The organism is Candidatus Dormiibacterota bacterium (assembly GCA_036495095.1).
GTDB lineage: Bacteria > Chloroflexota > Dormibacteria > Aeolococcales > Aeolococcaceae > CF-96.
The window spans coordinates 1-20,083 of the sequence record DASXNK010000187.1; the positions used below are offsets into that span (position 1 = coordinate 1).

Below are 20,083 nucleotides of genomic sequence, written 5' to 3' on the forward strand. Positions count from 1 at the left end.
GCCGGCGCCGTACGCCTTGCGCAGGACCACGCAGATGCGCGGCACCGAGCAGTCGGCCAGCGCCTGCAGGAACTTGGCGCCGTGGCGGATGATCCCCGCCCTCTCGACCGCGCTGCCGACCATGAAGCCGGGCACGTCGCAGAGGAAGAGGAGCGGCAGGCCGTAGGCGTTGCACAGCTGCACGAACTGCGCGCCCTTGTCCGACGAGTCGCCGGTGAGCACCCCGCCCTTGCGCATCGGCTGGTTGGCGACCACCCCGACGGCGCGTCCCTCGAGGCGTGCGAAGGCGGTGATCAGCTCCGGCGCGAAGCGCTGCCGGTGCTGGAAGACGCTGTCCTCGTCGAGGAGCCCGTCGAGCACCCGGCGCACGTCGAAGGCGGAGCCGTGCTCCTCGGGGACGACCGTCGACAGCGGTGGCCCCGGCCGCGGTGCCCGCGGCTCGAAGCCCGGCACCTCCGCCTCCCAGTGCTGGGGCAGGTACTCGAGGTAGCGCCGCACCGCCGCCAGCGCCGCGTCCTCGTCGGCGGCGAGGTGGTCGCCGAGGCCGCTCACCTCGCAGTGCATGCGGGCCCCGCCCATCTCCTCCGCGGTCACCTCCTCCCGGGTCGCCATCTCCACCATCCGCGGCGAGCCCAGGTAGGCGGAGGCGTGCCCGTCGAGCATGATCACCGCGTCGCAGAAGGCGGGCATGTAGGCGGCGCCGGCGGGGGAGGAACCGAGCAGCACGCAGATCTGGGGGATGCGCCCGCTCATCCGGCACTGGGTGAGGAAGATCCGCCCGGCGTGCTGGCGGTCGACGAAGAGGTCGAACTGCTCGTCGAGCCGTGCCCCCGCGGAGTCGACGAGGTAGACGATCGGGCACCGGGACCGCTCCGCCTCCTCCTGCTGGCGGTAGATCTTGCGGATCGTCTGCCGGCCCCAGCTCCCCGCCTTCACGGTGGCGTCGTTGGCGACCACGCACACCGGCCGCCCGCCCACCGTGCCGATGCCTGTGACCACGGCGTCGGCGGCGAGGCCCTCGTCCATGGTGCGGGCGAGCAGGCCGTTCTCCACGAAGGATCCGGGGTCGATCAGAGCGGCGACGCGGTCGCGGGCGAAGCGCCGGCCGGCGGCCCGGTGCGCCTCGCGGGCGGTGTGCGACCCCCCCTGCATGGCCCGGGCGGTGCGCCGGCGCAGCTCGCCGAGGGAGGCGGACTCGGGCTCGGGCTCGGTCATCTCTCGCTCTCTGCGCCGCCGCGCGGAATGGAGGGGGCCTCCCCCGGGCCATCAGCTCCCTCGTCGCCGACAGCCGTCCCCCCTGGCAGCTCGATGCCCAGGAGGATGGTGGCGAACGCCTTCCCGGTCTGGTCGAAGCGCAGGGTGCGCGAGGCGCCGCCGCCGAGGGCGTTGTGGAGCACCACGTTGAGCGCCTGGATGCGGGGCATCTCGAAGATCTCGATCTCCCCCCGGACGATGCCGCCGAGGTGGGCGCGCACCAGCTCGGGGGTGAGCCCGCGGCGGAGCCGCTGCCAGGCGGCCTCGTCCTTCGCGAGCAGGCCCACGTTGGCGGTGTCGCCCTTGTCGCCGGAGCGCCCGAAGGCGAGGTCGCGGACCAGGGTCATCGCCCCGCCTCGAGCATGCTCACCCGCACCTGGGGCTGCACCGCGTCGCGCGGCACCAGGGTGGGCCAGAGCGCGATGACCTCGCGCGGCCGCATCGGCGAGCCGAAGGCGGTGCCGGCGGCGCCCAGCCCCCAGACGTGGGTGATCTCCCGGCGCGCCGCCTCCGCCCCGGCGCGGGTGGCGGTGTGGACCGCGAAGCGCAGGCAGATCTCGGCGGGATCGGCGGGCGCCGCCGGCGCGGCCACGCCGTGGAGGCTGTTCACCCCGAGCCGGTCGACGCGCAGCTCCAGCGGATCCACCCCGGCGACGCTCAGCCGCTCCTCGAACAGCCGCCGGGCGAACTCGGCCCGGCCGTTCGCGTCCGGCCAGGGCACCACCACCAGGCCCTCGGCGATCCAGCCGTCGCGGTAGCCGATCAGCGCCTTGAGGGTGTCGGGTCGGGGCCGGCCGCGCATCCCGCTGACCCGGACCCGGTCGGGCCCCTCCTCGGCCAGCTCCACCTCGGTGAAGTCGGCGACGGCGTCGGGCATCAGGTAGCGGGCGGGGTCGTGGATCTCGTAGACGAGCTGTTCCTTGACCGTCCAGCGGTTGACCATCCCGCCCGAGCCGGGAAGCTTGGTGATCACCGCCTCGCCGCTCTCCGCCACCTCGGCGATCGGGAAGCCGATCTCCCAGGGCCGCTCCACCGTGGCGAACTGCGAGGACATGCCCCCGGTGGCGCAGGCGCCGCACTCGAGCAGGTGGCCGACGATCACCGCGGCGCCGAGCCGGTCCCAGTCGGGGTCGTCGAAGCTCCAGCCGAACTCGTGCATCATCGGCCCGACGAAGAGCGCGTTGTCCGAGCAGCGGCCGGTCAGGACCAGGTCCGCCCCCTGCGCCAGCGCCTCGACGATGCCCTCCGAGCCGAGGTAGGCGGTTGCCGACACCACCCGGCCGGCGATGCGGTCGAGATCGGGCTCGCCGGTGTCGAGGTTGCCGAGGCGGAGCCCGTCGCGCCGCCAGCCGTCGATGCGGTCGGTGACGTCGTCGCCCTCGACCACGCCGAGCCGCAGCCGCGGCCAGCCGCGGTCCCCGGCGCGGGCGCACACCGCCTCGGCCGCCGCCCGCGGGTTGGCGCCGCCGCCGTTGGTGACGATCCGGATGCCCCGATCGGCGGCGGGCGGCCAGACCCGGTCGAGGTAGGGGACCAGGTCCTCGATCCAGCCCCGGGAGGGATCCCGGAGCCGCTGGCGCTGGAGCAGCGCCATGGTCAGCTCGGCGAGGAGGTCGACCCCGAGATAGGAGATGTCGGCGTGGCGCACCAGCTCCACCGCCGGCTCCACCGCGTCGCCCCAGTACGCGGCCCCCGCGCCCAGCTTGAGGGTCGCCGCCGCCATGCCTCGCTCCCCGCTCCCAGGTCGAACGTCCGTTACAGAGTAGGAACGGGCGGCATGGGAAGTCAACCGGGACCTCTCAGCCGCCGATCACCGGATACCGCTTCCGCAGCGTCACCACCCTCTCCGCCGAGGCGCGCACCGCGGCGGGGGAGACCCTGCCGGCGACGATCGCAGCCCGCATCGCATCGACCGCCTGGGCCTCGAAGGCGGGGTCTCCGTTGGAGAGGAGCATGAGGTCGTTGCCCGCCTCGAGGGCGGCGACCGCGGCCTCGGGAAGGGTCATCCGCGCCTGGATGCCGCCCATGCTCAGCGAGTCGGTGATGATCACCCCGCCGAAGTGGAGCCGCTCGCGGAGCATCGCGACCACCGGCGGGGAGAAGACCGCCGGGGTGCCGGTGGGGTCGAGCCCGGGCACCACCAGCTCGGTGGTCATCACCGCGTCGGTGCCCGCGTCGATGCCGGCGCCGATCGCCCGGGCGTGGGTGGCGAGCCACTGCGGCTCGGTCATCGGGTCGGTCGGGAGGGCCTTGTGGGGGTCGCCGGCCTGGCCGCCGAGGCCGGGGAAGTGCTTGACCGTCGAGCCGACGCCGCCGTCGTGGAGGCCGGCCACCGCCGCCGCCACCAGCGGTCCCACCACCGCCGGCGTCGAGCCGTAGGCGCGGTCCCCGATGACCCCGTCGGCGGGATTGGTGCGCAGGTCGCTGACCGGGGCGAGGTCGAGGCCGACCCCGAGGGAGCGGAGCCCGCGGGCGGTGGCGGCCATCGCCTCGCGCACCGCCGCCGGGCCGCGGGCTCCGAGGGATTCCGCGCTCGGCAGCGGCGGCACCCCGTCGGCCACCGCCGAGGCCTGCCCCCCCTCCTGGTTGAGGCAGACGAGCAGCGGCGCCGGCAGGCCGGCCTCACGGCCGAGGGCGCCGAGCTCGGAGGTGAGGCGGCGGAGACCGGCGGCGCCGACGAAGTTGGAGGGCAGGAGCACGACCGTCCCGACCTTGTCGTCGACGATCAGATGGCGCAGCGCCGGGGTGACCTCGCGCCCCGAGAAGGCGACCCCGACGATCTGGCCGAGGGCCATGGTGAGATCGGCGGGGGCGGCGGTGGGCGTGCCCGGAACCGCGGCGGAGGGCCGCGGCGAGATCGCCGGGGTGGCCACGGCGGCAGGCGAGGAGCCGCAGGCGGTGAGCAGCAGTGCGAGCCCGAGCACCCCCCGGCGGAGTGGGCGGCGCCCGCGGGCGACGGGGAGGGTGGCCACGGCGGGCGAGTCTATGCTCTGAGCGCTGACGCGCTCAATGGAGGGGGGCCCCGCCACGCGCCGCCGGCATCGCTGCTAGAATCCCCCGTCGCGCCACTTGCGCACCCTCGTTCGCGTGCCCGTCGGCCGGGCACGCGATCACCATGTCCCGGGAGACACGTGCCCACCATCCAGCAGCTGGTCCGCAAAGGCCGGTCGCGCATCATCAAGAAGACCAAGGCGCCGGCCCTCAAGGGGTCGCCTCAGCGCCGTGGCGTCTGTGTGCGCGTCTACACCACCACCCCCAAGAAGCCCAACTCGGCCCTCCGCAAGGTGGCGCGTGTCCGGCTGACCAGCAAGGTCGAGGTGACCGCGTACATCCCCGGGATCGGTCACAATCTCCAGGAGCACTCGGTGGTGCTGGTCCGCGGCGGCCGCGTCAAGGACCTCCCCGGCGTCCGCTACCACGTCATCCGCGGAACGCTGGACACGGCCGGAACCCGCAACCGCAAGCAGGGCCGTAGCAAGTACGGCGCCAAGCGGGAGAAGACCGCCGGAAAGTGACCGGCGGCGCCCCCCGCGCCACCCCCGTCCCCGCCTGACGCGTCCCTGCGGACGCCAGCCTCGGGACCGGGACCTGATATCAGCCCTTCAACCTCTGAGGATCGAACGACCCCATGCCTCGCCGCCAGCGCATCACCAAGCGGACCATCGTCCCCGACCCCATCTACGGGAACGTCGGGCTGGCGAAGTTCATCAACTGCCTGATGCTCTGCGGCAAGAAGAGCGTCAGCGAGGGCATCGTCTACGACGCCTTCGAGAAGATCCGCCGCTCCTCGCGCCGTGAGCCTCTCGACGTGTTCGACACCGCCCTGCGCAACGTCACCCCGATCCTCGAGGTCAAGCCGAAGCGGGTGGGCGGCGCCACCTACCAGGTGCCGGTGGAGATCCGCCACGACCGCCGCGCCGCGCTGGCGCGCCGCTGGCTGATCCGCTACGCCCGGTCGCGCAACGGCAAGAGCATGGCCGACAAGCTCGCCGCCGAGCTCATGGACGCCGCCAACGGCGTGGGAGCCTCCATCAAGCGGAAGGAGGACACCCACAAGATGGCCGAGTCCAACAAAGCGTTCTCCCACTTCAGGTACTGAGCCGCAGCATGCCTCCCGCCACGGCGACGCGCGCCTTCCCGCTCGAGAAGACTCGAAACATCGGGATCATGGCGCACATCGACGCCGGCAAGACCACCACCACCGAGCGAGTCCTCTTCTATACGGGCCGCATCCATCGCATGGGTGAGGTCCACGAGGGCGCCGCGACGATGGACTGGATGGTCCAGGAGCAGGAGCGCGGGATCACCATCACCTCGGCCGCCACCGCCGCGGAGTGGCGCGGCCACCGTATCAATATCATCGACACGCCCGGGCATGTGGACTTCACCGTCGAGGTCGAGCGCAGCCTCCGGGTGCTCGACGGGGCGGTCGCGGTCTTCGACGCCGTGGCCGGTGTCGAGCCCCAGTCGGAGACGGTCTGGCGCCAGGCCGACCGCTACAACGTGCCCCGGATCTGCTTCATCAACAAGATGGACCGCACCGGGGCCGACTTCTTCGCCTCCGTCGAGTCGATCAAGGCGCGCCTCGGGGCGAACCCGATCCCGGTGCAGCTGCCGATCGGCGCGGAGTCCGACTTCCGGGGCATCGTCGACCTGATCAACCGGGTGGCGATCCTCTACGCCGACGACCTCGGCACCACCATCGAGCGCAAGGACATCCCCGCGGGGATGGAGGCCGACGTCGAGAAGTACCGCAAGGTGATGCTCGAGGCCGCCGCCGAGAGCGACGACGAGCTGATGGTGAAGTACCTCGACGGCGAGGAGCTCACCCACGACGAGATCGTCCACGGCCTGCGCGCCGGCACCGTCGCCACCCGGCACGTGCCCGTGCTCTGCGGCTCGGCACTGAAGAACAAGGGCGTCCAGCCGATGCTCGACGCCGTCGTCGACTTCCTGCCCTCGCCGCTCGACAAGCCGCCGATCGAGGGGATCAACCCCAAGGACGGCTCGCTGTCGGCGCGCGCGGTCAGCGACGACGAGCCCTTCGCCGCGCTCGCCTTCAAGATCATGACCGACCCCTTCGTGGGCAAGCTCACCTTCTTCCGGGTCTACAGCGGGGTGCTGAAGAGCGGCTCCTACGTCTACAACCCGGTCCGCGAGGAGCGCGAGCGGGTGGGCCGCATCCTCCAGATGCACGCCAACCACCGCGAGGAGATCGAGGAGGTCCGCACCGGCGACATCGCCGCCGCCATCGGTCTGCGCAAGACCATGACCGGCGACACCCTGTCCGCCGAGCAGCACCAGCTGGTGCTGGAGTCGATCAACTTCCCCGACCCGGTCATCTCGGTGGCGATCGAGCCGAAGACGAAGATCGACCAGGACAAGATGGGCATCGCCCTCCAGAAGCTCTCCGAGGAGGACCCGACGTTCCGGGTCCGCACCGACGACGAGACCGGCCAGACGGTCATCTCGGGCATGGGCGAGCTCCACCTCGAGATCATCGTCGACCGCCTGCTGCGCGAGTTCAAGGTCGACGCCAACGTCGGCAAGCCGCAGGTGGCCTATCGCGAGACCATCACCCGGAAGGCGCACGGCACCGGCCGCTTCGTCCGCCAGACCGGCGGCCGCGGCCAGTACGGCCACGTCGAGCTCGAGCTGGAGCCCAACGAGATGGGCAAGGGCTTCGAGTTCGTCAACAAGGTGGTCGGGGGCACCGTGCCCAAGGAGTACATCAACCCCACCGCGCGCGGCATCGAGGAGGCGCTGAGCAGCGGGGTGGTGGCCGGGTTCCCGGTCGTCGACATCAGGGTGACCCTGGTCGACGGCTCCTACCACGACGTCGACTCCAACGAGCAGGCGTTCCAGATCGCGGGCTCGATGGGCGTGAAGGACGGCATCCGCAAGGCCCGTCCCACCCTCCTCGAGCCGGTGATGAAGGTCGACGTGGTGATGCCCGAGGAGTTCATGGGCGACGTCATGGGCGACCTCAGCGGCCGCCGCGGCCACATCCTCGGCATGGAGGGACGGTCGAGCAACCAGATGGTCCACGCCGAAGTCCCTCTCGCGAACATGTTCGGCTACTCCACGGTGCTGCGCAGCATGACCCAGGGTCGCGCCACGTACTCCATGGAGTTCGATCACTATCAGCAGCTGCCCCAGGGCCTGGTCGACGAGATCGTCGCCAAGGCCAAGGGCTGACCGCACCACCGGGCCACATCAGAGGCAGGAGATGGCGAAGAAGAAGTACGACAGCACGAAGCCGCACGTGAACGTGGGCACCATCGGTCACATCGACCATGGGAAGACCACGCTCACCGCGGCCATCACCAAGGTGCTCGCGCAGGCCGGTGGCGCCACGTTCCGCTCCTTCGACTCCATCGACAACGCGCCCGAGGAGAAGGCGCGCGGCATCACCATCGCCACGGCGCACGTCGAGTACGAGACCGAGAACCGGCACTACGCGCACGTCGACTGCCCCGGTCACGCCGACTACATCAAGAACATGATCACCGGCGCGGCGCAGATGGACGGCGCCATCCTGGTGGTGGCGGCGACCGACGGCCCCATGCCCCAGACCCGCGAGCACATCCTGCTGGCGAACCAGGTGGGTGTGAAGCACATCGTGGTGGCCCTCAACAAGGTCGACGCGGTCGACGACGAGGAGCTGCTCGAGCTGGTCGAGCTCGAGGTCCGCGAGCTGCTCAGCAAGTACGACTTCCCCGGCGACGACGCCCCCGTGGTGCGCGTCTCCGCGCTGAAGGCGCTGGAGGGCGACAAGGCCGCCGAGAGCGGCATCCTCGAGCTGATGGCGGCGGTCGACTCCTACATCCCGATTCCGGAGCGTCCCGTCGACAAGCCGTTCATGATGCCCATCGAGGACGTGTTCTCGATCGAGGGTCGCGGCACCGTGGTGACCGGGCGCATCGAGCGCGGCATCGTCAAGGTGAACGAGCCGGTCGAGATCGTCGGTATCAAGGACACCACCAAGACCGTGGTCACCGGTGTCGAGATGTTCAAGAAGCTGCTCGACGCGGGCGAGGCCGGCATGAACGTCGGCTGCCTGATCCGCGGCGTCAAGCGCGAGGAGGTCGAGCGCGGCCAGGTGCTCGCCAAGCCGGGCACCATCACCCCGCACACCGACTTCAAGGCGCAGGTGTACGTCCTCTCCAAGGAGGAGGGCGGCCGGCACACCCCCTTCTTCAAGGGGTATCGTCCGCAGTTCTACATTCGCACCACCGACGTCACCGGAACCATCGACCTGCCCGAGGGCACGGAGATGGTGATGCCCGGCGACAACATCGAGATGACCATCCAGCTCATCACCCCGATCGCGGTCGAGGAGGGGATGCGCTTCGCCATCCGCGAGGGTGGGCGTACCGTGGGTGCCGGTTCGGTCACCTCGGTCACGCAGACCGCCCCCGTGGCCGGCAAGAAGAAGTAGCGGAACAGGAAAGAAGAGGCTAACCGGCTCCGTCATGGCGCAGAAGATTCGCATCAGGCTCAAGGCCTACGATCACAAGGTCCTGGACCAGGCCGCGTCGAAGATCGTCGACACGGCGGTGCGTACTGGCACGCGCGTGGCGGGGCCGGTCCCCCTGCCCACCAGCATCGCCAAGTACTGCGTGATCCGCTCGCCCTTCATCGACAAGGATTCGCGCGAGCAGTTCGAGATCCGCACGCACAAGCGCATCGTCGACATCCTCGATCCCAACCCCAAGGTGGTCGACGCGCTGATGCGCCTCAACCTCCCCAGCGGGGTGAACATCGAGATCAAGCTCTCCCAGGAGAGCACCGCCGCCGGGGCGCGGCGATGAGCAGGGGCATCCTCGCCCGCAAGGTGGGTATGACCCAGCTCTTCACCGAGCGCGGCACGGTGGTCCCGGTCACCGTGCTCGAGGCCGGCCCGTGCCGGGTGGTGCAGCGCAAGACCACCGCGATCGACGGCTACGAGGCGGTGCAGATCGGCTTCGGAGACCGCTCTCCGAAGCGCACCCCCAAGCCGCTGATCGGCCATCTCAAGCGTGCCGGGCTGCGCCCGATGCGCACCCTGGTCGAGCTGCGCGACGCCGGCGAGGCGACGATCGGCTCGGAGCTCACCGCCGAGATGTTCACCGCGGGCGACCGCGTGGACGTCACCGGGGTGAGCAAGGGCAAGGGCTTCGCCGGTCAGCACAAGCGTCATAACTTCGGCCGCGGCCCGGTCACCCACGGTTCCCACAACATCCGGCAGCCAGGGTCGATCGGCTCGGTCGATGCGGCGCGCACCATGCGCGGGCTGAAGATGGCCGGCCACCTCGGCGCCAGCCGGAGCACGGTCAAGGGCCTCGAGGTGGTGCGGGTCGACGCCGCGCGCAACCTGCTCATGCTCAAGGGCGCGGTCCCGGGCAGCCGCAACGGCGTGGTGCTCATCCGCGACGCCGACCGGCAGGCGACGCTCTGATGGCCAGCGCCCCCGTCGTCGACCAGAGCGGCCTGCGCACGGGCAGCCTGGATCTCAGCGCGGAGATCTTCGATTGCGCCGTCAACGAGCCGGTGATGCACCAGGCGCTGCTGCGCCAGCTCGCCAACGCCCGCCAGGGCACCCATGACACCAAGAACCGGCGGGAGGTCCGCGGCGGTGGCCGCAAGCCGTACCGCCAGAAGGGCACCGGCCGCGCCCGCCAGGGCTCGATCCGCGCGCCCCACTACAAGGGCGGCGGCGTCGTCTTCGGCCCCACCCCCCGCTCCCACCGCCAGGACATGCCCCGCAAGCAGCGGCGGCTGGCGCTGCGCAGCGCGCTGAGCGCCAAGGCCCAGGCCGGGGAGATGCTGGTGCTCGACGGCTTCGCCCTCGAGGCGCCGAAGACCAGGGCGGTGGCCGACATGCTCCACGCCATCGGCGCGGAGGGAGGCGCCGGGTCGCCGGTGGTCACCAAGGTGCTGCTGGTGCTCGGCTCCCACAACGAGATGCTGGAGCGCAGCGCACGCAACCTCCCCGAGGTGCGGGTGCTGCTCGCCGCCAATCTCAACATCCGCGATCTGCTCACCGGCAACACCGTGGTCATGACCAGGGATGCCGTCGAGCATCTCACGGAGGTGCTGTCGTGAGCCGCAGCCCCGACCAGCTGCTGACCCGGCCGGTGGTCAGCGAGAAGTCCTACGCGGGCATGGCGGAGGGCCGCTACGTCTTCCGCTGCCGCACGGACGCGAACAAGATCGAGATCAAGAAGGCGGTCGAGGAGGCCTTCGCCTCCCAGAAGATCACCGTGATCGCGGTCAACACCCTCAACGTCCGCGGCAAGGTGCGGCAGCGCTCGCGCGGCCGCCGGCGCATCGTCGGGCACAGCCCCGACTGGAAGAAGGCGATCGTGACGCTGGCCCCGGGCCAGCGGATCGAAGGCCTCTTCGAGGGCGTCTGATGCCGATCCGCAAGTACAAGCCCACCAGCCCCGGCCGCCGCTTCATGTCGGGCAGCACCTTCGAGGAGATCACCCGCGATCACCCCGAGAAGTCGCTGGTCGAGCACCTCAAGACCTTCAGCGGCCGCAACGCCAGCGGCAAGATCACGGTGCGCCACCGCGGTGGTGGCCACAAGAAGCTGTACCGGATCATCGACTTCAAGCGGAACAAGCTCGACGTGCCCGGCAAGGTCGCCGAGATCGAGTACGACCCCAACCGCAGCGCCCGGATCGCCCTGATCCACTACGCCGACGGCGAGAAGCGCTACATCCTCTGGCCGGTGGGGCTGAAGGTGGGCGACACCGTCATGGCGGGCCCGAAGGCCGAGATCAAGCCGGGCAACTCGCTGCCCCTGTCCAACATCCCGCTGGGCACGACCATCCACAACATCGAGCTCACCCTCGGGCGCGGCGGCAAGATGGTGCGCAGCGCCGGCGTCGCCGCCCAGCTGCTCGCCAAGGAGGGGGCGCTGGCCACCCTCCGCATGCCCAGCGGCGAGGTGCGCCGGGTCGACGTGCGCTGCTCGGCGACGATCGGCCAGGTGGCCAACGTCGAGCACGCGAACATCAACATCGGCAAGGCCGGGAAGATGCGCTGGCGCGGCTTCCGGCCCGCGGTCCGTGGCATGACCATGAACCCCTTCGACCATCCCCATGGCGGCGGTGAGGGCCGCAGCGGCGCCGGTGGCAACCCGCAGACCCCCTGGGGCAAGCCGGCGCTGGGGCATCGCACCCGGCACAACAAGTCGACGGACCGCATGATCGTGCGGCGCCGGAGCAAGTAGGGAACGGCGAGCATGAGCACAGCTGAGAGGGCCCGGTCATGAGCCGGTCCACCCGCAAGGGTCCGTTCTGCGACGAGCACCTGCTCCGCAAGGTGCAGGTCCTGAACAGCACCCGCGAGAAGAAGGTGATCAAGACGTGGTCGCGGCGCAGCGACGTCTTCCCCGAGATGGTGGGACACACCATCGCGGTGCACGACGGTCGCAAGCACGTCCCCGTCTTCATCACCGAGACCATGGTCGGACACAAGCTCGGCGAGTTCGCCGTCACCCGCAAGTTCCGCGGGCACGGCCACCACACCGAGCGCAGCGCGGCGCTGAAGTAGCATGGAAGTCGTCGCCACCGCCAAGTGGGTGCGCACCACCGCACGCAAGGCCAGGCTGGTCGCCGCCACCGTCGAGGGGCTCTCGGTGGCGGACGCGCTGACCATCCTCGCCTTCACCCCGCGTTACGCCGCCATCGAGGTCGCCAAGGTGATCAAGTCGGCGGCGGCCAACGCCGAGCACAACTACAACCTCGACGTGTCGACGCTGCGCGTCGCCCGCATCGAGATCGACGGAGCCACCGTGATCAAGCGCTTCCAGCCGCGCGCCCAGGGCCGTGCCTTCAGCATCCTGAAGCGCACCAGCCACCTGCGCGCGGTGGTCAGCGACGACGCGGTCAAGGAGCGGCAGCGGAAGCGTCGCGGCCCGGCGGCGGTGGCCGCCCCGGCGCCCGCGGCCGAGCCCGCAGCGAAGCGCCGCCCGGCACGGCCGGCGCGGCCCAGGAAGTCCACGACAGAGGGAACCGCCCCGGCGGCGGCCGAGGCGGAGGCAGAGTAAATGGGTCAGAAGGTCAACCCGGTCGGATTCCGGCTCGGCATCTACAGGAACTGGGATGCCCGCTGGTACGCCGACAAGGACTACACCAAGCTCCTCCACGAGGACCTGGCGATGCGGCGGCTGATCACCGGCCGCCTCCGCAACGCCGGACTGGCGCGCATCGAGACCGAGCGCAGCGCCAACCAGCTGACGATCATCATCCAGACCGCCAAGCCGGGCATCGTGATCGGCAAGCAGGGTGCCTCGGTGGACGCGCTGCGCGACGAGCTGGAGCGGATCAGCGGCAAGAAGGTCCGCGTCACCATCCACGAGATCAAGTCCCCGGAGACCGACGCCAAGCTGGTGGCCGAGAGCGTGGCCTCCCAGCTGGAGAAGCGCATCGCGTTCCGGCGGGCGATCAAGCAGTCGATCATGCGCACCATGCGCGCCGGCGCCAAGGGCGTGAAGATCCAGGTGTCGGGACGCCTCGGTGGCTCGGAGATGTCCCGCCGCGAGTGGGACCGCGACGGCCGGGTGCCGCTGCACACCCTGCGCGCCAACATCGACTACGGCCAGGCCGAGGCGCGCACCACCTTCGGGCGCATCGGCGTCACCTGCTGGATCTACAAGGGCGACTTCGTCACCGCCACCGGTGAGCCGATCCTCCCCGGCAGCGACGGCCGTGCCCGCGAGGAGGGCGACGGCGCCTCCGAGCGGCCGCGGCGCACCCCGGCGGCACGGCCCGACGCGGCCAGGCCCGCGGCGGAGCCGCGCGTGCCCGCCGCCGCGCCGGTCGCGGTTGCCGCCGCCCCCGCGGCCCCGGCAGCCCGGCCGGCCGCCCGTCCCGCGCCCACGCCCCAGCCCGAGCCGGTGGCGGAGGCGGAGGCGGCGACCGCCGTCGAGGTGGCTGACGACGTCGACACCACCCTCGACGACACCGCCGACGAGATCATCGACGAGATCGGTGACGAGCTCGCCGACGTCGACGTCTCCGGCATCGACATCCCCGACCCCGACGCCATCCCGGCCGCCCCCGAGCGGGCGCCGGCGCGGCGCAAGCCGCCGGTGGCACGGAAGCCCGGTGCTCCGCCGGCCAAGGCTCGGGAGGATTGATGCCATGCTGATGCCCAAGCGCACCAAGCATCGGAAGATCCACCGCGGCCACCGGCGCGGCGCCGCCCAGCGGGGCAGCACCATCGCCTTCGGCACCTACGGGCTCCAGGCGCTGGAGGCCTCGTGGATCACCAACCGGCAGATCGAGTCGGCGCGACGTGCGATGACCCGTCACGTCCGCCGCGGCGGCCAGATCTGGATCCGCATCTTCCCCGACCACTCCTACACCAAGAAGCCCGCCGAGACCCGGATGGGCAGCGGCAAGGGCTCGCCCGAGGGCTGGGTCGCGGTGGTGAAGCCGGGTCGCGTCCTCTTCGAGATGTCCGGAGTGACCGAGGAGATCGCCAAGGAGGCGATGCGGCTGGCCGCGCACAAGCTCCCCATCCACACCAAGTTCCTGATCCGCAGCGAGCCGGGTGCGGTGGAGGCGGCGTCGTGACCAAGCAGGCGCAGCGGCTCGAGGCGTTGCGGGCGATGGCGCCCGAGGAGCTGGAGGAGCACATGCGCGCCCAGCGCCGGCGCCTCTTCGAGGTGCGATTCCAGCAGGCCACCGGGCAGGTGGAGGACCACCAGCAGATCGGTGAGCTGCGCAAGGAGATCGCCCAGGCGATGACCGTGCAGATCGAGACCCGCCGGGCCGCAGAGCGCGGCGAGGGCGTGGCGGAGGTGGAGGCGTGAGCGCCATGGCAGAACAGGACACGGCGCCCGCGCATCCCCGCGGCCGGCGCAAGCTCCGCGAGGGGCTGGTGGTGAGCAACGCGATGAACCAGACCGTGGTCGTGGTCACCGAGGAGCTCAAGCCGCACCCCCTCTACAAGAAGGTGGTACGGCACCGGGTGCGCTTCAAGGCGCACGACCAGGACAACGCCTGCTCGGTGGGCGACCGGGTGCGCATCGCCGAGACCCGGCCGCTCTCCAAGGACAAGCGCTGGCGGCTCGACGAGATCCTCGAGAAGGCGAAGTAGGGGCGCGTCGACGTGATCCAGCAGGAGACCATCCTCAAGGTTGCCGACAACAGCGGCGCACGCGAGCTGCTGTGCATCCGCGTGCTCGGCGGCAGCTATCGCAAGTACGCCTCGGTCGGTGACGTGATCATCGGCACCGTCAAGGTCGCCCAGCCCAACGCCCAGGTCAAGAAGGGCGACGTGGTGCGGGCGGTGGTGGTGCGGGTGAGCAAGGAGTTCCACCGCGCCGACGGCAGCAACATCCGCTTCGATGAGAACGCCGCCGTGCTCATCACCCCCCAGAACAACCCGCGCGGCACCCGCATCTTCGGCCCGGTGGCCCGCGAGCTGCGCGAGCGCAACTTCATGAAGATCGTCAGCCTTGCACCGGAGGTGATCTGATGGGTCGCAGCCCGGAGCGACGCCGGCGGATGGACCTGCTCCACCACGGTTGGGCGGCCGGCCACGAGCGCCCGCTCGACATCCGCACCGGGGACACCGTGGTGGTGCTCGCCGGCAAGGACAAGGACAGGCGGGGCCTGGTCGAGCGCACCATCCCCGAGGAGCAGCGCATCGTGGTGCGGGGCGTCAACATGCTCAAGCGCCACACCCGCGCCGGCGTCCGCGGCAACATGCAGGGTGGCGTGATCGACTTCAACGCGCCGATCGCGTACAGCAACGTGATGCTGGTGTGCAACCGGTGCGACCGGCCCACCCGGATCAGCAAGGTCCAGCAGCCGGACGGCACCCTGGCGATCACCTGCAAGAAATGCGGCGAGATCTACGAGAGGACGGCGGTCTGATGGCGATCGCGACCCCGACCGAGAAGGCGCGCCTGCTGGTGCGCTACCAGGAGGAGATCGTCCCCGCCCTGGTCAAGGAGTTCCGGTACGGCAACGCCATGGAGGTGCCCCGCCTCGAGAAGGCGGTGGTGAACATCGGCATGGGCGAGGCCATCCAGAACGGCCGTGCGATCGACGCCGCCAGCGCCGACATCCGGCAGATCACCGGCCAGCAGCCGATCGTCATCCGGGCGCGGAAGTCGGTGGCCGCCTTCAAGCTGCGCGAGGGGATGCCGATCGGCATCAAGGTGACGCTCCGCAGCCGGCGGATGTACGACTTCCTCGACAAGCTGATCAACGTCGCCCTCCCCAGGATCCGCGACTTCCGCGGCGTCGACCCCAGGGCGTTCGACGGCCACGGGAACTACACCCTGGGGCTGCGCGAGCAGCTGGTCTTCCCGGAGATCGACTACGACAAGATCGACAAGCTCCGCGGCCTCGAGGTCTGCGTGGTGACCTCGGCGAGGACCGACGACGAGGGCCGGGCGCTCCTCACCCACCTGGGGATGCCGTTCCGCAAGCCCGGGCAGCAGATGTGAACAGCAGAATCCCTTCTACACCGCGCGCGTCGGCCGATCGCGGCCGATACGGCGTGGCGAGGTAACACGTGGCCAAGAAGTCTTTGATCGCCAAGAGCCTGCGACCGGCCAAGTTCCGGGTCCAGGAGTATCACCGCTGTGGTCTCTGCGGGCGTCCCCGCGCCTTCATGCGCAAGTTCGGGATGTGCCGCATCTGCTTCCGCGGGCATGCGAGCATGGGGTTGATCCCCGGTGTCAAGAAGTCGTCCTGGTGATCCGATGACCAGCGACACCATCGCGGACATGCTCACCCGCATCCGCAACGCCAACACCGCCCACCACAAGAGCGTCAGCATGCCCGCCTCCAAGATGAAGGTGGAGATCGCCCGGGTGCTCGTCGAGGAGGGCTACATCGAGTCCTTCAACGTCGGCGAGGCGGGGCCGGGGCAGCTGCTCAGCGTCGAGCTGAAGCCGCGCACCACCCGTGGCAAGGCGCTCAGCGGGCTGCGCCGGATCAGCCGGCCGGGGCTGCGGGTCTACGCCCGCAAGACCGAGATCCCCCGGGTGCTCGGCGGGCTCGGCATCTCGCTCATCTCCACCTCCCAGGGCCTGATGACCGGCAGCGCGGCTCAGCGCGCCGGGCTCGGCGGGGAAGTGGTCGCCTACGTCTGGTGACCGGATAGATGTCCCGCATCGGCCGCCTCCCCGTCCCCGTCCCCGCCGGGGTCAATGTCGTCCTCACCGGCAGCCACATCAAGGTGACCGGCACCCGAGGCACCCTCGAGCGCCTGCTGGCGCCGTCGATGCTGGTGCGGCTCGAGGACTCGACCGTCACCGTCAACCGGCCCACCGACACCACCATGCACCGCTCGCTGCACGGGCTCACCCGCACCCTCATCGCCAACATGGTCGAGGGGGTCAGCAGGGGCTTCGTGCGCCAGCTCGACCTGGTCGGCGTCGGCTATCGCGCCAGCAAGCAGGGTGACGACCTCGTCCTCACCCTGGGCTACTCGCATCCCATCCGCTACACCCCCCCGCCCGGGGTGACCATCGAGGTCCCCGTCCCCACTCAGATCTCCGTCAGCGGCAGTGACAAGGAGGTGGTCGGGCAGGTGGCGGCGAAGATCCGGTCGTTCCGCAAGCCCGAGCCGTACAAGGGCAAGGGCGTCCAGTACCGGGGCGAGAAGATCCGGCGCAAGGCGGGCAAGTCGGGCAAGGCGGGCAAGGGGAAGTAGATGTACAAGAAGCACGATCGCCGCCTCGCACGCGACCGGCGTCACGTCCGCGTCCGCAAGGTGGTGTCCGGCACTGCCGCGCGGCCCCGCCTGGCCGTCTTCCGCAGCCTGCACCACATCTCGGCTCAGGTGATCGACGACACCGCCGGGCGCACGCTCGCCTCCGCCTCGACCTACGAGCCGGCGCTCCGGGAGGGGTTGACGGGCACCGCCAACGCCGATGCCGCCGCCGCCGTGGGCAGGGCCGTGGCCGAGCGCGCGGTCGCTGCCGGCGCCCCCGTCGTGGTCTTCGACCGCGCCGGCTACCTCTACCACGGGCGGGTCAAGGCGCTCGCCGACGCGGCCCGCTCCGCGGGTCTGGAGTTCTGACGATGGGTATGCGCATGGATCGCCGCGACGACCGCGGCGGCTCCGACCTCCAGGAGAAGGTGGTCTCGCTCAACCGCGTCGCCAAGGTGGTGAAGGGCGGCCGGCGCTTCTCCTTCAGCGCCCTGGTGGTGGTCGGCGACGGCCAGGGGCGGGTGGGAGCCGGTCTCGGCAAGGCAGGCGAGGTTCCCGACGCCATCCGCAAGGGCGTCGAGGACGCCAAGAAGAACATGATCACCGTGCCGATGGTCGGCACCACGATCCCCCACGAGGTCCGCTACAAGCAGGGCGCGGCCAAGGTGCTGCTCAAGCCCGCCGTCCCCGGCACCGGGGTGATCAGCGGCGGCGCCATGCGCGCCGTGGTCGAGGCGGCGGGGATCCACGACATCCTCACCAAGTCGCTGGGGACCAACAACCCCATCAACGTGGTCCGCGCCACCGTCGGCGCGCTCGCCAGCCTGCGCACCCTCCGCGACGTCGCCGCGCTCCGTGGCAAGACCCCGGAGGAGGTGGTGGGCCGGCGCCGGGCGGCGGTGATGCTCGGCGAGTCGCTCGCCGAGGTGCCGGTGTCCTCATGAGCCGGCTGACCGTCACCTACCGCAAGAGCACGATCGGCTACGCGAAGGACCAGAAGGCGACCATCGCCGCCCTCGGCCTGAAGCGCCTCCACCAGACCGTCGAGCACGAGGACAGCGCCTCGCTGCGGGGGATGATCCAGAAGGTGCGCCACCTGGTGAGCGTCGACGGGGTGCCCGCCGACTCGCCCAAGGGGGTGACCCTGCTCAACTCCCGGCCGGTGTCCTCGGGCACCGCCGCCACCGCCGAGGCGTCCTCATGAAGCTCCACGAGCTCCATCCCGCCCCCAACAGCCGCAGGGCCCGCACCCGGGTGGGCCGCGGCATCAGCGCGGGCCAGGGCAAGACCTCCGGCCGTGGTCAGAAGGGCCAGGGCTCGCGGAGCAGCTCGGGGCTGCCCAAGGGCTTCGAGGGCGGCCAGATGCGGCTCTCCCAGCGCCTCCCCAAGCTGCGCGGCTTCCGCAACCGGTGGAGGAAGGAGTATGCCGTCGTCAACCTCGGCAAGCTCAACCGCTTCGAGAACGGCGCCATCGTCGACCCGGAGACGCTGAAGGCCGCCGGCCTGATCGGCCCGGCGCGCGACGGCGTGAAGCTGCTCGCCGCGGGCAGCGTCGGCCGGGCGGTCACGGTGCGGGTCCACCGCGCGTCGGCGGCGGCCCGGGCCGCGGTCGAGGCCGCCGGCGGCACCGTCGAGCTCCTCGAGGCACCCGCGGTCGACGAGACCGAGGCCGACGCCCTTCCCGCCCCCGACGCGGCATCCGACGCGGACGCCGCCGGCGACGAGGAGTAGCCTCCGACCATGAACCTGATCCAGGCCCTCGGACAGGCGATTCGCATCCCCGAGCTGCGGCGCAAGCTGCTCTTCACGCTCGCGCTGCTGCTCGCCTTCCGGATCCTGGCCAGCATCTCGGTCCCCGGCGCCAACGCTCAGAAGCTCCAGGAGCTCTTCGCCAGCAACTCCCTGCTGGGGCTGCTGAACCTCTTCAGCGGAGGCGGCCTGAGCACCTTCTCCATCGCCGCGATGGGCATGAACCCCTACATCAACGCCACCATCATCATGCAGCTGATGACGGTGGTCTCCCTGCGCCTCAAGGAGATGTCCAAGGAGGGCGAGCAGGGCCGCAAGAAGATCACCCGGTACACCCGCTGGCTCACCGTCGCCCTGGCGGCGCTGCAGGCCTACGGCTACACCGTTCTCTTCACCAGCACCGGCGTGCTCAGCAGCCCGAGCGCCGGCACGGTGATCAGCATCATGATCACCCTCACCGCGGGCAGCGTGATCCTGATGTGGCTCGGCGAGCTGATCACCGAGTACGGAGTCGGCAACGGCGTCTCGCTGGTGATCTTCGCGGGCATCATCGGCCGCCTCCCCGGCGCCGTCTACAGCTATGCCAGCGTCGGCGGCACCGCCCACATCCTCACGATCATCGTGATGGGCGCGGTGGCGATCACCGTGACCGCCTTCATCATCGAGGTCCAGCAGGCGCAGCGGAAGATCCCCATCCAGTCGGCCCAGCGGGTGGTCAACCCCCGCGCCGGGCAGGCGGTGCAGGGGCGGCGCAGCTTCCTGCCGCTTCGGGTCAACGCCGGCGGCGTCATCCCGATCATCTTCGCGATCTCGATCATGGCCTTCCCCACGATCTTCGCCAACTTCTTCCAGAACGCGGGCGGCGTGCCCGGGAGGATGGCGGTCTGGATCCGGGACAACTGGGGGCCGGCCGGAGGGCCGATCTTCGCCAACCTCGGGTACAACGCCATCGAGTTCCTGCTCGTGCTCGGCTTCACCTACTTCTACACCGCGGTGGTCTTCGACCCGAACGACGTCGCCGACGACTTCAAGAAGCGCTCCGTCTACATCCCGGGCATCCGTCCGGGGAAGTGGACCGCCGACTACCTCGGCAAGGTGATGGGGCGCATCACCCTGGCCGGCGCCCTCTTCCTCGCGGTGATCACCGTGGTGCTCCCCTGGGGCGCCAGCCTGATCACCGGGTCGAGCAGCACCACCGGCCTCTACCTCGGCGGCACCGCCATCCTGATCGTGGTCGGCGTCGCGCTCGACACCATGCAGCAGATCGAGACCCAGCTCCTGATGCGGCAGTACAAGGGATTCATCAAATGACCGCCGCCCTCGCGAGGGGGGGAACTCCCCCCCTGATGCGCCTCATCGGCTCGCCAGCCAGGGCGCGCCGATGAGGGCCGAGCCCACCTTCCGGCTG

The 20,083-nt window shown here is 70.6% G+C and carries 28 protein-coding genes and 2 pseudogenes; 26 read left to right on the forward strand and 4 right to left on the reverse strand.

The window, feature by feature from the left end:
• The 4 genes from VGL20_18345 to VGL20_18360 form a co-directional block, all read right to left on the reverse strand.
• Window positions 1–1,215 (reverse strand): carboxyl transferase domain-containing protein (locus VGL20_18345; protein ID HEY2705647.1); only part of this gene is annotated, 1,215 nt, incomplete at its 3' end.
• Window positions 1,212–1,601: a hypothetical protein gene (locus VGL20_18350; protein HEY2705648.1), complete on the reverse strand. Its 390-nt coding sequence runs from the start codon at window positions 1,599–1,601 to the stop codon at window positions 1,212–1,214. The genes VGL20_18345 and VGL20_18350, both read right to left, overlap by 4 nt.
• Window positions 1,598–2,977, reverse strand: coding sequence for an acyclic terpene utilization AtuA family protein (locus VGL20_18355; GenBank protein ID HEY2705649.1), 1,380 nt, complete (start codon window positions 2,975–2,977; stop codon window positions 1,598–1,600). The genes VGL20_18350 and VGL20_18355 overlap by 4 nt, the downstream gene beginning before the upstream one ends.
• Window positions 2,978–3,053: 76 nt before the next feature.
• On the reverse strand, window positions 3,054–4,226 hold the full coding sequence (locus tag VGL20_18360) for a glycoside hydrolase family 3 N-terminal domain-containing protein (protein HEY2705650.1): 1,173 nt from the start codon (window positions 4,224–4,226) through the stop codon (window positions 3,054–3,056).
• A 159-nt stretch (window positions 4,227–4,385) separates the two neighbouring features.
• Between VGL20_18360 and rpsL the strand changes: the two genes are divergently transcribed.
• From rpsL to secY, 26 genes and pseudogenes are all read left to right on the forward strand, one after another.
• Window positions 4,386–4,769 (forward strand): 30S ribosomal protein S12, encoded by a 384-nt coding sequence (rpsL, locus tag VGL20_18365; GenBank protein HEY2705651.1) that lies wholly within the window; start codon window positions 4,386–4,388, stop codon window positions 4,767–4,769.
• 113 nt (window positions 4,770–4,882) lie between these two features.
• Window positions 4,883–5,353, forward strand: a complete 471-nt coding sequence (gene rpsG, locus VGL20_18370) for a 30S ribosomal protein S7 (GenBank protein HEY2705652.1) — start codon at window positions 4,883–4,885, stop codon at window positions 5,351–5,353.
• 8 nt (window positions 5,354–5,361) lie between these two features.
• Window positions 5,362–7,452 carry an elongation factor G gene (fusA, locus tag VGL20_18375; protein HEY2705653.1) on the forward strand — a complete coding sequence of 697 codons (2,091 nt, stop codon included), beginning with the start codon at window positions 5,362–5,364 and terminating at the stop codon, window positions 7,450–7,452.
• A 31-nt stretch (window positions 7,453–7,483) separates the two neighbouring features.
• Window positions 7,484–8,695, forward strand: a complete 1,212-nt coding sequence (gene tuf, locus VGL20_18380) for an elongation factor Tu (protein HEY2705654.1) — start codon at window positions 7,484–7,486, stop codon at window positions 8,693–8,695.
• 34 nt (window positions 8,696–8,729) lie between these two features.
• A complete protein-coding gene (gene rpsJ, locus VGL20_18385) occupies window positions 8,730–9,068 on the forward strand; it encodes a 30S ribosomal protein S10 (protein ID HEY2705655.1) in 339 nt (112 codons plus the stop codon).
• Window positions 9,065–9,694: a 50S ribosomal protein L3 gene (gene rplC, locus VGL20_18390; protein HEY2705656.1), complete on the forward strand. Its 630-nt coding sequence runs from the start codon at window positions 9,065–9,067 to the stop codon at window positions 9,692–9,694. The genes rpsJ and rplC overlap by 4 nt, the downstream gene beginning before the upstream one ends.
• The gene (rplD, locus tag VGL20_18395; GenBank protein ID HEY2705657.1) at window positions 9,694–10,341 is read left to right on the forward strand and encodes a 50S ribosomal protein L4; all 648 of its coding nucleotides are present in this window, start codon (window positions 9,694–9,696) and stop codon (window positions 10,339–10,341) included. The genes rplC and rplD overlap by 1 nt, the downstream gene beginning before the upstream one ends.
• On the forward strand, window positions 10,338–10,652 hold the full coding sequence (gene rplW / locus VGL20_18400; GenBank protein HEY2705658.1) for a 50S ribosomal protein L23: 315 nt from the start codon (window positions 10,338–10,340) through the stop codon (window positions 10,650–10,652). The genes rplD and rplW overlap by 4 nt, the downstream gene beginning before the upstream one ends.
• The gene (gene rplB / locus VGL20_18405; protein HEY2705659.1) at window positions 10,652–11,476 is read left to right on the forward strand and encodes a 50S ribosomal protein L2; all 825 of its coding nucleotides are present in this window, start codon (window positions 10,652–10,654) and stop codon (window positions 11,474–11,476) included. The genes rplW and rplB overlap by 1 nt, the downstream gene beginning before the upstream one ends.
• Before the next feature lie 38 nt (window positions 11,477–11,514).
• Complete coding sequence (gene rpsS / locus VGL20_18410; GenBank protein ID HEY2705660.1) at window positions 11,515–11,799, forward strand: 30S ribosomal protein S19; 285 nt, start codon at window positions 11,515–11,517, stop codon at window positions 11,797–11,799.
• 1 nt (window position 11,800) lies between these two features.
• A pseudogene (rplV, locus tag VGL20_18415) lies at window positions 11,801–12,127 on the forward strand (50S ribosomal protein L22).
• Between the two features lie 168 nt (window positions 12,128–12,295).
• Window positions 12,296–13,387 carry a 30S ribosomal protein S3 gene (gene rpsC / locus VGL20_18420; protein HEY2705661.1) on the forward strand — a complete coding sequence of 364 codons (1,092 nt, stop codon included), beginning with the start codon at window positions 12,296–12,298 and terminating at the stop codon, window positions 13,385–13,387.
• Window positions 13,388–13,391: 4 nt separating this feature from the next.
• Window positions 13,392–13,826: a 50S ribosomal protein L16 gene (gene rplP, locus VGL20_18425; GenBank protein HEY2705662.1), complete on the forward strand. Its 435-nt coding sequence runs from the start codon at window positions 13,392–13,394 to the stop codon at window positions 13,824–13,826.
• Window positions 13,823–14,065 (forward strand): 50S ribosomal protein L29, encoded by a 243-nt coding sequence (gene rpmC / locus VGL20_18430; GenBank protein ID HEY2705663.1) that lies wholly within the window; start codon window positions 13,823–13,825, stop codon window positions 14,063–14,065. Before rplP ends, rpmC begins: the two co-directional genes overlap by 4 nt.
• Window positions 14,066–14,070: 5 nt before the next feature.
• On the forward strand, window positions 14,071–14,352 hold the full coding sequence (gene rpsQ / locus VGL20_18435) for a 30S ribosomal protein S17 (protein ID HEY2705664.1): 282 nt from the start codon (window positions 14,071–14,073) through the stop codon (window positions 14,350–14,352).
• A gap of 12 nt (window positions 14,353–14,364) precedes the next feature.
• Window positions 14,365–14,733 (forward strand): 50S ribosomal protein L14, encoded by a 369-nt coding sequence (gene rplN, locus VGL20_18440; protein ID HEY2705665.1) that lies wholly within the window; start codon window positions 14,365–14,367, stop codon window positions 14,731–14,733.
• Window positions 14,733–15,134 carry a 50S ribosomal protein L24 gene (gene rplX / locus VGL20_18445; GenBank protein HEY2705666.1) on the forward strand — a complete coding sequence of 134 codons (402 nt, stop codon included), beginning with the start codon at window positions 14,733–14,735 and terminating at the stop codon, window positions 15,132–15,134. Before rplN ends, rplX begins: the two co-directional genes overlap by 1 nt.
• Window positions 15,134–15,712 carry a 50S ribosomal protein L5 gene (rplE, locus tag VGL20_18450; protein ID HEY2705667.1) on the forward strand — a complete coding sequence of 193 codons (579 nt, stop codon included), beginning with the start codon at window positions 15,134–15,136 and terminating at the stop codon, window positions 15,710–15,712. Before rplX ends, rplE begins: the two co-directional genes overlap by 1 nt.
• A gap of 68 nt (window positions 15,713–15,780) precedes the next feature.
• Window positions 15,781–15,966 (forward strand): type Z 30S ribosomal protein S14, encoded by a 186-nt coding sequence (locus VGL20_18455; GenBank protein HEY2705668.1) that lies wholly within the window; start codon window positions 15,781–15,783, stop codon window positions 15,964–15,966.
• A gap of 4 nt (window positions 15,967–15,970) precedes the next feature.
• On the forward strand, window positions 15,971–16,366 hold the full coding sequence (gene rpsH / locus VGL20_18460) for a 30S ribosomal protein S8 (protein HEY2705669.1): 396 nt from the start codon (window positions 15,971–15,973) through the stop codon (window positions 16,364–16,366).
• 8 nt (window positions 16,367–16,374) lie between these two features.
• A complete protein-coding gene (rplF, locus tag VGL20_18465) occupies window positions 16,375–16,926 on the forward strand; it encodes a 50S ribosomal protein L6 (protein HEY2705670.1) in 552 nt (183 codons plus the stop codon).
• On the forward strand, window positions 16,927–17,295 hold the full coding sequence (rplR, locus tag VGL20_18470; protein ID HEY2705671.1) for a 50S ribosomal protein L18: 369 nt from the start codon (window positions 16,927–16,929) through the stop codon (window positions 17,293–17,295).
• Window positions 17,296–17,297: 2 nt separating this feature from the next.
• Window positions 17,298–17,870: a 30S ribosomal protein S5 gene (gene rpsE, locus VGL20_18475; GenBank protein HEY2705672.1), complete on the forward strand. Its 573-nt coding sequence runs from the start codon at window positions 17,298–17,300 to the stop codon at window positions 17,868–17,870.
• Window positions 17,867–18,130: a 50S ribosomal protein L30 gene (gene rpmD / locus VGL20_18480; protein ID HEY2705673.1), complete on the forward strand. Its 264-nt coding sequence runs from the start codon at window positions 17,867–17,869 to the stop codon at window positions 18,128–18,130. Before rpsE ends, rpmD begins: the two co-directional genes overlap by 4 nt.
• Window positions 18,127–18,567 (forward strand): annotated as a pseudogene (gene rplO, locus VGL20_18485) (50S ribosomal protein L15). Before rpmD ends, rplO begins: the two are co-directional and overlap by 4 nt.
• A 99-nt stretch (window positions 18,568–18,666) precedes the next feature.
• Complete coding sequence (secY, locus tag VGL20_18490; GenBank protein ID HEY2705674.1) at window positions 18,667–19,986, forward strand: preprotein translocase subunit SecY; 1,320 nt, start codon at window positions 18,667–18,669, stop codon at window positions 19,984–19,986.
• The last annotated feature ends 97 nt before the right edge of the window (window positions 19,987–20,083 follow it).

Bases quoted from the DNA above. Each gene is read 5' to 3' on its own strand.
- VGL20_18350 (HEY2705648.1), bottom strand. From the start codon at position 1,601: ATGACCCTGGTCCGCGACCTCGCCTTCGGGCGCTCCGGCGACAAGGGC.
- VGL20_18355 (HEY2705649.1), bottom strand. From the start codon at position 2,977: ATGGCGGCGGCGACCCTCAAGCTGGGCGCGGGGGCCGCGTACTGGGGC.
- rpsG (HEY2705652.1), top strand. From the start codon at position 4,883: ATGCCTCGCCGCCAGCGCATCACCAAGCGGACCATCGTCCCCGACCCC.
- fusA (HEY2705653.1), top strand. From the start codon at position 5,362: ATGCCTCCCGCCACGGCGACGCGCGCCTTCCCGCTCGAGAAGACTCGA.
- tuf (HEY2705654.1), top strand. From the start codon at position 7,484: ATGGCGAAGAAGAAGTACGACAGCACGAAGCCGCACGTGAACGTGGGC.
- rpsJ (HEY2705655.1), top strand. From the start codon at position 8,730: ATGGCGCAGAAGATTCGCATCAGGCTCAAGGCCTACGATCACAAGGTC.
- rplC (HEY2705656.1), top strand. From the start codon at position 9,065: ATGAGCAGGGGCATCCTCGCCCGCAAGGTGGGTATGACCCAGCTCTTC.
- rplD (HEY2705657.1), top strand. From the start codon at position 9,694: ATGGCCAGCGCCCCCGTCGTCGACCAGAGCGGCCTGCGCACGGGCAGC.
- rplB (HEY2705659.1), top strand. From the start codon at position 10,652: ATGCCGATCCGCAAGTACAAGCCCACCAGCCCCGGCCGCCGCTTCATG.
- rpsS (HEY2705660.1), top strand. From the start codon at position 11,515: ATGAGCCGGTCCACCCGCAAGGGTCCGTTCTGCGACGAGCACCTGCTC.
- rpsC (HEY2705661.1), top strand. From the start codon at position 12,296: ATGGGTCAGAAGGTCAACCCGGTCGGATTCCGGCTCGGCATCTACAGG.
- rplP (HEY2705662.1), top strand. From the start codon at position 13,392: ATGCTGATGCCCAAGCGCACCAAGCATCGGAAGATCCACCGCGGCCAC.
- rpsQ (HEY2705664.1), top strand. From the start codon at position 14,071: ATGGCAGAACAGGACACGGCGCCCGCGCATCCCCGCGGCCGGCGCAAG.
- rplX (HEY2705666.1), top strand. From the start codon at position 14,733: ATGGGTCGCAGCCCGGAGCGACGCCGGCGGATGGACCTGCTCCACCAC.
- rplE (HEY2705667.1), top strand. From the start codon at position 15,134: ATGGCGATCGCGACCCCGACCGAGAAGGCGCGCCTGCTGGTGCGCTAC.
- rpsH (HEY2705669.1), top strand. From the start codon at position 15,971: ATGACCAGCGACACCATCGCGGACATGCTCACCCGCATCCGCAACGCC.
- rplF (HEY2705670.1), top strand. From the start codon at position 16,375: ATGTCCCGCATCGGCCGCCTCCCCGTCCCCGTCCCCGCCGGGGTCAAT.
- rplR (HEY2705671.1), top strand. From the start codon at position 16,927: ATGTACAAGAAGCACGATCGCCGCCTCGCACGCGACCGGCGTCACGTC.
- rpsE (HEY2705672.1), top strand. From the start codon at position 17,298: ATGGGTATGCGCATGGATCGCCGCGACGACCGCGGCGGCTCCGACCTC.
- rpmD (HEY2705673.1), top strand. From the start codon at position 17,867: ATGAGCCGGCTGACCGTCACCTACCGCAAGAGCACGATCGGCTACGCG.
- secY (HEY2705674.1), top strand. From the start codon at position 18,667: ATGAACCTGATCCAGGCCCTCGGACAGGCGATTCGCATCCCCGAGCTG.